Source organism: Mycobacterium sp. NGS39, assembly GCF_059812765.1.
This window is the reverse complement of the sequence record NZ_JCALDH010000016.1, coordinates 70,671-84,660: the sequence shown is the minus strand read 5'-3', so window position 1 is coordinate 84,660 and position 13,990 is coordinate 70,671. Positions and strand designations below refer to the sequence as shown.

The following is a 13,990-nucleotide window of genomic DNA, read 5'->3' as shown; positions in this document are numbered from 1 at the left end:
GATTGAGTATTGCTTGCGTTCGCTTCGTCCAATCTTCAATGAATGCGCGATAGCCTGGAATTGCGGATCCCTGCTCCGGCGAGCCAGGCGCCAGTTTGGCGAACGCTCGATTCTGGTCTCCTATTTCTCTCATTAGCGGCCGAATCGCTTGGCACAGTGCTCGGTCGGCGTCCGCAACGAAGAGCTGCTGAGCAGGCGCCGCTGGTGGCGGCGGCGCAGGTGGGGGCGACGATGAAACCTCCGGTTTGCGTACGAGCGATACCACTAACGCCGCAGCTGCCAGTGCTACAGCGATTGCACCCAAGACAACAGCCAGCCAAGAAGTGCGCCTCGGCGGCGGTGAGTAAGGCGCGGCAGACATAGGCGCTGACGGCGTGACGTGCCCGCCAAAATGCTGCGACATCTGGTGCGGCCCATAGCCCATTTCCGGTGATTTTCCATGCATTTCGCTAGCTTAAGCGGCCCGCACGCGGCCCCGTACCACCAAACAACCCCGGCGACTTCCGACTCGTCCAGTCGAGGAAGTCTGCATGCCGCGAGACGAAAGGAGCCAGGGCAGTCCGCACGGCCGCGGTATGGAGATCGCCAGTCAACACTCACAGCACCTCCTCAGCGAATTCGCCTATAGGCTTGGAATCAGAGTGTCACTCACCGCTACCAATTGATGCCTAGCCTGTAACAAACTGACCGTGGTCCTGCATAGTCACTTAGTGACAGGTCCCACGTCTTGGGGGCTTGCGGATCGCTCAACACGTCTAAAGCCGTATACAACAGACTGTCATCGATAAATCGCTGTAGCGATCGTGTTGAAAACCTCGGCGGTTCAGAATGTGCGTTCAATATAGGTTGAATTCGGGAAGCCCACATTTCAGTAAAGTTCCGATATGTTAGTACAGCCGCTCGCCGTTCCGGCGAATCAGGCGCAAGCGCGGAAAACTCTTTAGCCTTTGAGTTGCTCTCCGTCATGAGAGGAGCGATCGCCTGACAGAGCGCGCGATCAGCGTCGTCAACGAAGACTTGCTGGGCAGGCGCCGCTGGTGGCGGCGGCGCAGGTCGGGGCGACGATGAAACCTCCGGTTTGCGTACGAGCGATACCACTAACGCCGCAGCTGCCAGTGCTACAGCGATTGCACCTACGACAACACCTAGCCAAGAAGTGCGCCTCGGCGGCGATGAGTAAGGCGCGGCAGACATAGGCGCTGACGGCGTGACGTGCCCACCAAACTGCTGCGACATCTGGTGCGGCCCATAGCCCATTTCCGGTGAGTTTCCATCCATTTCGCTAGCTTAAGCGGCCCACATGCGGCCCCGTACCACCAAACAACCCCGGCGACTTCCGACTCGTCCAGTCGAGGAAGTCTGCTTGCACGGCGACGAAAGCACCCATGGCAGTCCGCGTGGCGCGCGTGCCCCGGGTCGCCATTACCACCGGGCTTCTGATCGCGGCTCAGCTCACCGTCCGGGCCGTCCTGGCTTCCCGCGGCTACTTCCACCCCCGTGGGGCATGGCATCAGGCGCGGTGGCAGCACAGATTGTGTGTAGACATCGAGGTCAACCAACCATCCTGGCGCAGCCTGCCCTTGGTCGAGGGAGGGGAGCCGATTCAGAACACGTTCTACGTCGTCAGCCGCAGCACTGGATGCGCGCGCCTTCGAACGATTGTGATTCCGACACTTCTGACCAGGGTGCGTCAGAATTAACCAATCATCTCCAGATTATTCCCAAATTCCTGCAAGTCCCGAGCGGGCCGCCGATGTCTATTGACGATTGCGCCCACGTATCTCTATCGAACGCATCGACATAGCCGGGTTGTACCATTTCCACATACAGGAGTTTGTCATCGATAAACGCTTGTAGCGTCCTGGTGAGATATCTCGGTGGTTCGGCATGCGCATTGAGTAGGCCTTGGATCTGCTTGGCCCAATTCTCAATATAATTCTTGTATTGCTGTATGGCGGCACCCTGCTCTGGCGAGCCTGGCGCCAATTTAGCGAATTGCCTATTCTGCTCAATCACACCGTTCATCAACGGAGTTATCGCCTGACACAGCGCACGATCAGCGTCGTCAACGAAAACTTGCTGCGCAGGCACCGCTGGCGGCGCCGGCGCAGGTGGCGGCGACGACGACGCCTCCGGTTTCCGAACCAGGGAAATCGCCAGCGCTGTGCCCGACAGCAGTACGGCGATTACCGCCAAGACGAGGCTGAGGCGAGAAGTGCGTTTCGGGAGCGGCGGGTATTGACCCGGCGGCGGAATAGATGGCGCGCTGGCACCTCCAGCTTGCGGAGGCATCTGGTAAGGCCCGTAGCCCGCGCCCGGCGGATTCTCTTGCATTTCGTCAGCCTAAGCGGCGCCCTTGGCCGCCCCTATCACCAAACGAGACTGGTCCCACGAGGCTCGTACAGTCGAGGAAGTCTGCATGCCCCGCGATGAAAGGACCCATGGCAGTCCGCACGGCCCGCATTCCCTGGGTCGCCGTCACCGCCGGGCTCTTGATTGCGGCACAACTCGCAGTCCGGGCCGTTCTGGCCTTCCGCGGCTACTTCTACTGGGACGACCTCATCCTCATCGGCCGCGCGGGCACGCAGAACATCCTCTCGCCGTCCTACCTGTTCGACGACCACGACGGCCACGTCATGCCCGCCGCGTTCTTGGTCGCCGGCGTCATCACCCGCTTGGCGCCCCTGAACTGGACCGGCCCGGCGATCAGCCTCGTCGTCCTGCAACTGCTCGCTTCCCTTGCCCTCCTACGCGCCCTGCACGTCATCCTCGGCTGGCGCCCCGTGCTACTCATTCCGCTCACGTTCGCGCTGTTCTGCCCTCTCGCCGTCCCGGGCTACGCGTGGTGGGCCGCCGCACTCAATTCCCTTCCGATGCTCGGGGCCATGGCATGGGCATGCGCAGACGCCATCCTTCTCGTCCGGACCGGCAATCAGCGCTACGCCGTCACCGCCCTGCTCGCTTACCTGGGCGGCTTGCTGTTCTTCGAAAAGGCGGCTGTCATCCCGTTCGTCGCCTTCACGGTCACTGCCCTCCTGGTGCACGTCACCGGCGGTCGAACGCCCGTCCGCACCGTGTGGCAAAGCGGCAAACGCTTGTGGATAGGCAGTCTCGCGCTGACCGCTGTCTGGGTAGTGCTCTACCTCGTCGTCGTGGACCAACAGCGCTGGAGCTCCGACCTACGTATGACGTGGGATCTCTTGCGCCGCTCCATCACTCACGGCATCGTGCCGGGCCTGGTCGGCGGCCCCTGGTCATGGGCACGCTGGGCACCGGCCTCGCCATGGGCCACACCGTCGACAGTCGTCATGGCGATCGGTTGGCTAGCGCTTGCCGCGGTTCTCGCAATCTCGCTGATCCGCAAGCAACGCATAGTCGCCGTCTGGATCGTCGTCGCCGGGTACGCCGTTGCCTGCCAAGTCCCGATCTACCTCATGCGGTCATCCCGTTTCACCGCTCTCGAACTCGCCCAGACACTAAGGTATTTCCCCGATCTCGTCGTCGTGATCGCCCTCTGCGCAGCCGTCGCATTCTGCGCGCCCAACCGCGCAACGTCGACCTGGCTCGACGTATCCCGCACGCGCACAACAGCGGTCGCGGGCATCGGTGCCGCGTTCGTCGGCTCCAGCCTCTACTCCACCGCCACCTTCATGACCAGCTGGCGCGACAACCCCGTCCAGCTCTATCTCCAGAACGCGAAAAGCACTCTGGCACAGGCATCTGACGCGCCGCTGCTCGACCAGGAAGTCGACCCGTTCATCCTTCAGCGGGTGGCATGGCCGGAAAACCTGGCCAGCCACATGTTCGCACTGCTCAAGCAGCGCCCTGAATTCTCCTCCAGCACAAGCAAACTCAGGATGCTTGACTCCGCGGGCCGCGTCGTCGACGCCAGAGTCACCTGGGTCCGGACCATCACCCCCGGCCCAGTCCCGCAGTGCGGGTATTTCGCGCAAACCGACGCGCCGATTCGGATGGCGCTCGACGGTCCGTTGCTGCCGGAAAATTGGACAGTCGAGATCAACTACCTCGCCAACACTGAAGGCTCGATGACGATGTCGCTGTCCGAAGGACCGGAAACCAAGGTGCCGGTTCATCCCGGTCTCAACCGGGTGTTCGTCCGCCTTCCCGGCGCCGGCGACGCGATCAATGTGCGTGTCAACACCGCCGCGACGTCGATGTGCATTTCCTCAGGGCCCGTGGGATTCGTCGCACCTTCATGACGGGCTGAGCGGGCGCTGACGTACGGAGTTACCGGCGTGTCGCCGCACAGACACGCACGCTCGCCCCCAACAAGTGGAGCCACCTAGGAGAATCGAACTCCTGACCTGCTCATTACGAGTGAGCCGCTCTGCCGACTGAGCTAAGGTGGCGTGCCCTTCGGGCGGCACGAGTCTACGGCAGCGGCCGTGACCGGCCCAAGTCAGTCGCGCAGCGCCTGCCCCACCGCAGCGACCATCCCGTCGACCGCGAACTTCGGCTTGACGTTGGTGGCCAACGCCTCCCGGCACGCCAGCACCGCTTCGATGCACTGCAGCAGCCGCTCCGGAGGGGCATGGTCGGCCAACGCTCGCACCCGCTCGGCCATGTCGGGGTGGTTCGCCGGCACCTGCGTGGCGCCGCTTGCCACCAACAGCGCATCCCGGAAGTAGTTCGCGAGGTCGATCAATGCCCGGTCCAGGGCGTCGCGGGACGCGCGGGTCTGCCGAGACTTCTGGCGCCGCTCCAGATCTCTGATGGCGCCCGTGGCGCCCCGCAGCGTCGCGGCCGTTCCCTTGCCGGTGCCTCCTGCGCCGAGCGCCGTTCGAAGCTCCTCAGCCTCGGTCTCGTCACGCTCGGCGGTCAGTGCGCGTGCCTCGGCCTCGGCCGTCGCAACCAGCTCCTCAGCCGCCGCGAAGGCCCGCGACGGCTTCACCGCATCGCGCACGAGCCCCAGTGCCCGTTCCCGACGCTCACGCGCCGCCGGATCCGTCGCCAACCGCCGAGCGCGGCCCACATGGCCGCCGCTCACGGAAGCCGCCCACCGCGCCTCTTCCACGGACAGCCTGTCGGTGTCGACGAGCACCTGCGCGATCGCGTCGACGCTCGGTGTCAGCAGCGCCACATGCCGGCAGCGCGACCGCAGCGTGATCGCGATGTCCTCCGGATCGACCGACGGCGCGCAAAGCAGGAAGACGGTCGAGGGCGGCGGCTCCTCGACCACCTTCAGCAGCGCGTTCGCCGCCCCTTCGGTGAGCCGGTCGGCGTCTTCGATCACCACCACCTGCCAGCGCCCCGTACTCGGCCGCCGCGAGGCGATCTGCACGATCGAGCGCATCTCGTCGACGCCGATGGAAAGCCCTTCCGGCACGATCCGGCGGACGTCGGCGTGCGTGCCGGCCATGGTGGTGACACAGGCCTTGCACTGGCCGCACCCGGGTTCGCCGTCCGAGGTGCACTGCAGCGCCGCAGCAAAGCACAGCGCCGCGATGGACCGGCCCGAACCCGGCGGACCGGTGATCAGCCACGCGTGGGTCATGGTCCCGGTGCTCGACGCGCTGTGAGCCGAATCACCGCGTGCCGCGCGCGCGGCGGCGATCAGCTCGGCCTCGACCGGCCCCTGACCCACCAATCGCGAAAAAACGCCGCTCATCACCGCCAACCCTAGTGACACGCGCCGACACGACCGGCGAGCTAGCGCTATTCCCTGCCTGCTGGGACCGATACGGTAGTTCTGTGGGAAAGACGGCCAGGACAATCGGGCGGATCAGGGCATTCGCTCGGTGGGTGATCCGTACCCCCTGGCCGGTGTTCACCCTCGGAATGCTTCAAGCCGACATCATCGGCGCGCTGTTTGTGTTGGGATTCCTGCGATTCGGGCTGCCTCCCGAAGACCGCGTGGTGATTCAGGATCTGCCGCAAGCGAATCTGGCGTTGTTCGCGGCAGTTCTGTTCCTGGCCTTCACATTTGGATCGCTGATCAGCCTGCGGCTGCTCATGCCGGTGTTCCGCTGGCAGCGTCGCGACCGCGACGGGCGGTTGTCCGAAGCCGATCCCGTCGCCACCGAGCAGGCACGTACCCGTGCGCTGAAAATGCCGTTCTATCGGTCGGTCATCAGCGCGATCAACTGGTGCCTGGGCGGCACGATCTTCATGATCGCGATCTGGCCGGTCGCCAGCCACTCCGCGCCGGTGGTGGCCGTCGCCACCGCGCTGGGCGCCACGGCAACGTCGATCATCGGCTACCTGCAAGCCGAGCGGGTGCTGCGGCCGGTCGCCGTGGCGGCGCTGCGACAGGGCGTGCCGGAGCAGATCCACGCTCCGGGCGTGATCCTGCGCACTCTGCTGACGTGGGTGCTGTCCACCGCGGTGCCGATCATCGCCATCATCGCGGCGATTGTGGCGACCAAGCTGTCGATCCTGCACGCATCCGCCGACGAACTGTTCATGCCGATCCTGCTGCTCGCGGTCGCCGCGCTGGTGATCGGGCTGGCGGGCACCGTCCTCACCGCGATGTCCATCGCCGACCCGCTGCGCCAGCTGCGCTGGGCGCTCGGCGAGGTGCAGCGCGGCAACTACAACGCCCACGTCCAGATTTATGACGCCAGCGAACTCGGCCTGTTGCAGGCCGGATTCAACGACATGGTCCGCGACCTGTCCGAGCGGCAGCGACTGCGCGATCTGTTCGGCCGCTACGTCGGCGAGGACGTCGCCCGCCGCGCCTTGGAGAGCCGCCCCGAACTCGGCGGCGAAGAGCGTGACGTCGCAGTGTTGTTCGTCGATCTGGTCGGCTCCACGCAGCTGGCGGCCACCCGTCCGCCCGCCGAGGTCGTCGGCCTGCTCAACGAGTTCTTCCGCATCGTCGTCGAGACGGTCAACCGCCACGGCGGCTTCGTCAACAAGTTCCAGGGCGACGCGGCGCTGGCGATCTTCGGCGCGCCCCTTGAGCACCCGGACGCCTACGGAGCGGCGCTGGCCGCCGCGCGGTCATTGCACGACGAACTGATAAAAGTGCTGGGCGCCAACGAATTCGGCATCGGGGTGTCCGCCGGCCGCGCGATCGCCGGGCACATCGGCGCGCAGGCCCGCTTCGAGTACACGGTCATCGGCGACCCGGTCAACGAAGCCGCCCGGCTCACCGAGCTCGCCAAGCTCGAGGAGGGCCACGTGCTTGCGTCTGCGATCGCAGTGAGCGGAGCACTGGACTCCGAGGCGCTGTGCTGGGACGTCGGTGAGATCGTCGAACTTCGCGGGCGGACGGCGCCGACGCAGCTGGCCCGCCCGGTCAAGCTCAACGTGCCGTCCAAGGTGTAAGCGCGGCCGAGACGGCAACTACCGCGGAAACGTGCGAGAAAGCCTGGCGCTGGCGCGGCGCGGGGCCGGCGCGGGGCCGGCTAGGCCTTCTTGGCAGCTGACTTGCGGGCGCCCTTCTTGGCGGCGCTCTTACGGGTGGCCTTGCGCTTCACCGGCCCGCGCGCGCGGCGCTCGGCGAGCAGCTCGGCGGCGCGCTCGTCGGTGATCGTCAACACGTCGTCACCCTTGCGCAGGCTGGCGTTCGTCTCACCGTCGGTCACGTACGGTCCGAACCGCCCGTCCTTGATCACCATCGGCTTGCCCGTCGCCGGATCGTTACCGAGCTCACGCAGTGGCGGCAGCGAAGCTGCTTGTCGCCCACGGCGTTTCGGCTCTGCATAGATCTTCAACGCCTCGTCGAGCGTGATGGTAAACAGCTGCTCTTCAGAGGCCAGCGAGCGAGAGTCGTTGCCACGCTTGAGGTATGGCCCATAGCGACCGTTCTGAGCGGTGATCTCCTCACCGGTCGACGGGTCGACGCCCACCACCCGCGGCAGCGACAGCAGCTTCAGCGCATCCTCGAGGGTGACCGTCTCCAGATCCATCGACCGCAACAGCGACGCGGTACGCGGCTTGGGACCGGTCGGCTTCTTCCGGGACTTCGCAGTGGCGCCGTCGCCGTCGTCGTCGTCGTCGGACGGTGGCAGCACCTCGGTGACGTACGGCCCGTACCGGCCGTCCTTGGCGACGATCTCGTGCCCGGTCTGCGGGTCCACACCCAGCGAGCGACCCTCTTGCGGTGTCGCGAAGAGCTTTTCGGCCAGCTCCAACGTCAGCTCGTCGGGCGTGATCGCATCGGACAGGTTGGCCCGCTGCGGTGTCGGCTCCCCGTCGGGGCCTTCGACCATGCGCTCCAAATAGGGGCCATTCTTACCCACCCGCACATAGATCGGGCGGCCCTGCTCGTCGTCAAAAAGCTTGATGGAGTTGACTTCTCGTGCGTCGATGCCCTCGAGATTGACACCGACCAGCTTCTTGAGCCCGCCGGCGCGGGCAATCGACTCCGGCACACCGTGCTCGCCGCCGAAGTAGAAGTTGCTCAGCCAGGTGGTGCGCTGCTCTTGGCCGTTGGCGATCTCGTCGAGCTCGTCTTCCATCGCGGCCGTGAAGTCGTAGTCGACGAGCCGGCCGAAGTGCTGCTCCAGCAGACCCGTCACCGCGAACGCCACCCACGACGGCACCAACGCGCTGCCCTTCTTCTGGACGTAGCCGCGGTCCTGGATGGTCTTGATGATCGACGAGTACGTCGACGGCCGGCCGATGCCGAGGTCTTCGAGCGCCTTGATCAGCGACGCCTCGGTGTAGCGCGGCGGCGGGTTGGTGGTGTGCCCGTCGGCGGTCAGCTCGTTGGCGGTGACGCGCTGGCCCTGCACCAGCTGCGGCAGGCGACTCTCCGCGTCGTCGGCCTCTCCGCCGGCCAGTTCGTCGATGCTCTCGACGTAGGCGGCCAGGAAGCCCGGGAAGGTGATCGTGCGGCCGCTGGCGGTGAAGACGACGCGCCGGCCGTCGTCGGCCGCGCCGGTGATGCGCAGGCTCAGCGTGGTGCCGCGCGCGTCGGCCATCTGCGAAGCCACCGTGCGCTGCCAGATCAGCTCGTAGAGCCGGAACTCGTCGTTGTCGAGCACACCGTGCAGCTGACCCGGGGTAGCGAACGAGTCACCGGCGGGCCGGATCGCCTCGTGGGCCTCCTGCGCGTTCTTGACCTTGCGGTTGTACTGGCGCGGGCTGGGGTGGACGTACTCGTCGCCGTACAGTTCGCGGGCCTGGCGGCGCGCCGCGTCGATAGCCGACTGCGACAGCGTGGTCGAGTCGGTACGCATATAGGTGATGTAGCCGTTCTCGTACAGCCGCTGGGCGACGCTCATCGTGCGCTCCGAGCTGAACCGCAGCTTGCGGGCCGCCTCCTGCTGCAGCGTCGACGTCATGAACGGCGCGTAGGGCCTGCGCGTATAGGGCTTCTGCTCGACCGACGAGACCGTCAGCTCCGCGCCACGCAAGCCCCGCGCCAGCGACTGTGCCTGCTCGGCGTCGAGCACCAGCACGTCGTCGTTGCGCAGCTGACCCAGGGAGTCGAAGTCACGGCCGGCGGCGACGCGGCGGTCGTCGACGTTGACCAGCCGGGCGCTGAACGTGCGCGGGGTGGCCTCGGCGCCTGCATCCAGCTCGGCGACGACGTCCCAGTAGCTGGCGCTGCGGAATGCCATCCGGTCGCGTTCGCGCTGGACGATGATCCGCGTGGCCACCGACTGCACGCGGCCCGCTGACAGCTTGGGCGCGACCTTCTTCCACAGCACCGGGCTGACCTCGTAGCCGTACAGCCGGTCCAGGATGCGGCGGGTCTCCTGCGCGTCGACCAGGTCGTTGTCCAGATCCCGCGGGTGCTCGGCGGCCGCGCGGATGGCCGGTTCGGTGATCTCGTGGAAGACCATCCGCTTCACGGGAATGCGTGGCTTGAGGGTCTCGAGCAGGTGCCAGGCGATGGCCTCACCCTCGCGGTCGCCGTCAGTGGCCAGGTAGAGCTCGTCGACGTCTTTGAGCTTGCTCTTGAGCTCGCTGACCGTGCTCTTCTTGTCCGGGCTGATGATGTACAGCGGCTCGAAATTGTGCTCGACGTTGACGCCCAGCCGCGCCCACGGCTCGGATTTGTACTTGGCCGGCACGTCGGCGGCGTTTCTCGGCAAGTCGCGGATGTGGCCGCGGGACGACTCGACGATGTAGTTGGACCCGAGGTAGCCCGCTAGTTTGCGCGCTTTGGTCGGCGACTCGACAATGACGAGCCGCCGCACTTTTTTGTTTCCGTTGCCGCCGGTGCGACCGTCGTCAGCCAACTGCGCTTTTGCTCCACTTCTTCCTGCCGATCGGCGCCCTGCGGCCCTGTCAGCAATTGACAAGATGACACCCCGGACCGCACCTGCGCAAACCGACTTCCCCGTCGACTCCCCTCAGACGTGGGGCCATTCCGACAACGCCTCCACGTCGGCGGGCGGTTCCCCCACGGTCTCTACCAGCCGCGATAGCCGACGACGGCCGCTTATCCGCAGCGCCGGGCGGGCTCCGCGGGTGCCGATCAGAGTCGGCGCGATTCCGACCCTCATCAGGGCCGACGCCAGTGGTGAATGGGTGTCCGGCGCGTGGGGATCCAAGCCCAGCAGGTAGCGGTCGGCTTCCCGGCTGCCGGCCGCGAGCACCCAGGCCCGCAGTTCACGGGGCCCTGGCAGCCAGTTGCGCGGCACGGTCTTGACCGCCCCGCGGGTCCACTCGTCGGCGATGACGCGCAGACGCGGGTCGACCGCTGTGCGTACCAGGGGGGTGTCTTCGTCGGTGCGGGTGATTTCGGCGTCCAATCCGGCGTCGTCGATCATCTCGGCCAGTGCCTGCGCTCGCCACGGCCGATCGACGACCACGGACAGCCGCGCACCCGTGCCGACCACGACGACCTGACCGGGGGCAGCCAGCACGCCGGTCAAGTCGGTGACCGCGGGCGGCACCGACTCGGCCGAGAAGAACGACAGCTGGCTCACGACACGACAGTAAGCCCGCTTCGAGCGGCTCGAGCGTGCACTCTTGTGCGGTTTTGCCGGCGTGTCGGGGCGCAGACACGCACGTTCGCGGGGAGAGCGGGGAGAGAAACGAAAACCCCCGCGGTCGCGAACGACTGCGGGGGTTCCGTAAGTTCGGTTACTCAGATGGAACGCACACCTGTGGCCTGCGGCCCCTTGGGGCTCTGCCCGACCTCGAACTCGACTCGTTGGTTCTCTTCCAGGGTGCGAAACCCGCTGCCTTGAATCTCCGTGTAGTGGACGAACACGTCAGCAGAGCCGTCCTCCGGCGCGATGAAGCCGAAGCCCTTTTCGGCGTTGAACCACTTCACAGTTCCCTGTGGCATTTCCTGCTTACTTCCTTCTCTGTACAGCGTTGCGGTGCACCGTCTTTCGATACACCGGGCCTGTTCCGACCGCCGTCCTTCGTGGTGCCACCGGTGTGAAACCGGCCTTTCGTCCTCGCAGGAACTGCGATCGCAACGTCGATCCTGCGAGTGCAAACACACGAACACAGAAGCTGCGACCGTGGTTAGTCAATCACGTTCGCCGCGAATGCGACAGTCTTGGCCGCCCAGCGTCGTGAAGAATTCATTTCGACGGCAGCGTCAACGAGCGAATCGGAGGAAGCGATGGCCAGTTTCGGCCGTGAGCTACTCAACAGTGCGCTCGCCGGCACCGACCCACATGAGCAACCGCTGCGGCACGTCGCCGAATTACCCGCCAACGCAGGTGCACCTGTGGCTTGGCCGGATTGGGCCGCCGACGACGTGATCGGCGCGTTCGTCGCTCGCGGGGTGAGTGCGCCGTGGGCGCATCAGGCCCGCGCCGCGACGCTGGCACACCAGGGCCGGCATGTGGTGATCAGCACCGGAACCGCGTCCGGCAAATCGTTGGCCTACCAACTGCCGATCATGTGCGCGCTGGCTGACGACCGTCGGGCCCGCGCGCTGTATCTGTCGCCCACCAAGGCGTTGGGTCATGACCAACTGCGAACCGCGACGTCACTCACCGAGGCCGTCGGCCGCCTCGCCGACGTCGCGCTGGCCTCGTTCGACGGCGACAGCCCCGCCGAAGTGCGCCGGTTCGCGCGAGAGCAATCCCGGTGGGTGTTCTCCAATCCCGACATGATCCATCTGGCGATGCTGCGCAACCATGCCCGCTGGGCGGTTTTCTTGCGAAACCTCAAGTTCATCGTCGTCGACGAATGCCATTACTACCGCGGCATTTTCGGCTCACACGTGGCGTTGGTGCTGCGCCGGCTGCTGCGGTTGTGCGGCCGGTACACCGCGACACCGACCGTCGTGTTCGCCAGCGCCACCACCGCGTCGCCGGGGGCGACGGCGGCACAGTTGATCGGTGCACCCGTCGAGGAGGTCACCGACGACGAATCTCCCCACGGTGCAAGGACGGTCGCGTTGTGGGAGCCGGCGCTTCGCACCGATGTCACCGGCGAGCACGGAGCGCCCGTGCGCCGCTCAGCCGGGGCGGAGGCCGCCCGTGTGATGGCCGACCTGGTGGCAGAAGGCGCGCGCACGCTCACCTTCGTGCGGTCACGCCGCGGCGCGGAACTCACCGCGCTCGCCGCACGCGCTCGACTGGCCGACACCGCGCCGCAAATGGTGCACCGGGTCGCGTCTTACCGCGCCGGCTATCTTGCCGAAGATCGACGCGCACTCGAACGCGCGCTCGCGACAGGAGAACTCGTCGGACTGGCCACCACCAACGCACTGGAACTCGGTGTGGACATCGCCGGACTGGACGCGGTGGTGCTGGCCGGCTTTCCGGGCAGCGTCACGTCGTTCTGGCAGCAGGCAGGACGGTCGGGGCGACGGGGGCAAAGCGCACTGGTGGTGCTGATCGCGCGTGACGATCCGCTGGACACCTACCTGGTACACCACCCGGAGGCGTTGCTCGACAAGCCGATCGAGATGGTGGTGATCGACCCGTCCAACCCGTATGTGGTCGGACCTCAATTACTCTGCGCCGCAACCGAACTGCCGCTGACCGAAGCGGAGGTGCGGGCGTGGGGCGCGGCGACCGTCGCGGACACGTTGGTGGACGACGGTCTGTTGCGACGGCGCGGCAGCGGCTATTTCGCTGCGCCGGGTGTCGACCCGCACCCGGCAGTGAACATCCGCGGTGCCAGCGGCGAGCAGATCGCGATCCTGGAGGCCGATACAGGCCGGCTGCTCGGCGGCGTCGAGGCGGGCCGCGCGGCGTTGTCGGTGCATCCCGGCGCGGTGTATCTGCATCAGGGCGAGACCTACGTCGTCGACACGCTGGACTTCACCGAGGGCATCGCACTCGTCCACGCCGAGGACCCCGGCTACGCGACATACGCGCGCGAGGTCACCGACATCACCGTCACCGGCGAGGGCGAACGGTCGACGTTCGGGGACGTCACGCTTGGGCTCGTGCCGGTCACCGTGACCAACCAGGTGATCGGTTATCTGCGCCGCACCGCCGCCGGCGAGGTGATCGACTTCGTCGACCTCGACATGCCTGCGCGCACCTTGGAAACCGTGGCCGTGATGTACACCGTCACGCCAGAAGCATTGGAGCGCAACGGCATCGAGTGGATGCAGGTTCCGGGGGCGCTGCACGCCGCCGAACACGCCGCGATAGGGCTGCTGCCTCTGGTGGCCAGTTGCGATCGCGGCGACATCGGCGGGCTGTCGATCGCCGTCGGCCCGGACACTGGGTTGCCCACGGTGTTCGTGTACGACGGGCATCCGGGCGGCGCCGGATTCGCCGAGCGGGGCTTTCGTCAGGCGGCGACATGGCTGTCGGCCACGGCCGACGCCATCGACGCATGCGAATGCCCGGAAGGTTGTCCGTCGTGTGTGCAATCACCCAAGTGCGGCAACGGAAATGACCCGCTCGACAAGAAGGCCGCGGTACGGGTGCTTCGGCTGGTGCTGACCGAATTGACCGCGCGGGCCCCCCGACCCACCCGCCGATGACGACCGACCCCTCGACAGTCGTCTCCACGGGTTGACTTCATGTCAGCCGGTGAGACGCTCTCCTCACTGCTGAAGACAGCCGTCATGCCATACGACAAGACGCGGTGAACGCAATGACTACGCATTCCGTTTCACGATCCGATTGCTCGGATGAAC

At 66.2% G+C, this 13,990-nt stretch carries 8 protein-coding genes and 1 tRNA gene; 3 read left to right on the top strand and 6 right to left on the bottom strand.

From position 1 onward, the window contains the following. Positions 1–1,704: 1,704 nt before the first annotated feature. Positions 1,705–2,334 (bottom strand): hypothetical protein, encoded by a 630-nt coding sequence (locus AC5Y39_RS19975; RefSeq protein ID WP_500048275.1) that lies wholly within the window; start codon positions 2,332–2,334, stop codon positions 1,705–1,707. Between the two features lie 107 nt (positions 2,335–2,441). Between AC5Y39_RS19975 and AC5Y39_RS19970 the strand changes: the two genes are divergently transcribed. Continuing rightward, entirely contained in the window at positions 2,442–4,220 is a 1,779-nt protein-coding gene (locus AC5Y39_RS19970; RefSeq protein WP_500021000.1) for a hypothetical protein, read from the top strand. 74 nt (positions 4,221–4,294) lie between these two features. On the opposite strand, the gene AC5Y39_RS19965 is transcribed toward AC5Y39_RS19970, so the two are convergent. Beyond that, positions 4,295–4,370 (bottom strand) — tRNA-Thr (locus AC5Y39_RS19965). 50 nt (positions 4,371–4,420) lie between these two features. Then, a complete protein-coding gene (locus AC5Y39_RS19960; RefSeq protein ID WP_500021002.1) occupies positions 4,421–5,629 on the bottom strand; it encodes a DNA polymerase III subunit delta' in 1,209 nt (402 codons plus the stop codon). A 14-nt stretch (positions 5,630–5,643) separates the two neighbouring features. Here AC5Y39_RS19960 and AC5Y39_RS19955 point away from each other — a divergent pair, with 14 nt between their 5' ends. Further along, on the top strand, positions 5,644–7,290 hold the full coding sequence (locus AC5Y39_RS19955) for an adenylate/guanylate cyclase domain-containing protein (protein ID WP_500021004.1): 1,647 nt from the start codon (positions 5,644–5,646) through the stop codon (positions 7,288–7,290). Positions 7,291–7,370: 80 nt separating this feature from the next. Here AC5Y39_RS19955 and topA read toward each other — a convergent pair whose 3' ends face one another. The 3 genes from topA to AC5Y39_RS19940 all read right to left on the bottom strand — a co-directional run bounded on the left by topA (position 7,371) and on the right by AC5Y39_RS19940 (position 11,215). Continuing rightward, positions 7,371–10,157 (bottom strand): type I DNA topoisomerase, encoded by a 2,787-nt coding sequence (gene topA, locus AC5Y39_RS19950; protein WP_500021006.1) that lies wholly within the window; start codon positions 10,155–10,157, stop codon positions 7,371–7,373. Between the two features lie 114 nt (positions 10,158–10,271). Continuing rightward, complete coding sequence (locus tag AC5Y39_RS19945; RefSeq protein ID WP_500021008.1) at positions 10,272–10,850, bottom strand: hypothetical protein; 579 nt, start codon at positions 10,848–10,850, stop codon at positions 10,272–10,274. A 161-nt stretch (positions 10,851–11,011) separates the two neighbouring features. Further along, entirely contained in the window at positions 11,012–11,215 is a 204-nt protein-coding gene (locus AC5Y39_RS19940) for a cold-shock protein (protein WP_003925183.1), read from the bottom strand. Between the two features lie 285 nt (positions 11,216–11,500). Here AC5Y39_RS19940 and AC5Y39_RS19935 point away from each other — a divergent pair, with 285 nt between their 5' ends. Beyond that, positions 11,501–13,834: a DEAD/DEAH box helicase gene (locus AC5Y39_RS19935; protein WP_500021010.1), complete on the top strand. Its 2,334-nt coding sequence runs from the start codon at positions 11,501–11,503 to the stop codon at positions 13,832–13,834. Positions 13,835–13,990: the final 156 nt, after the last annotated feature.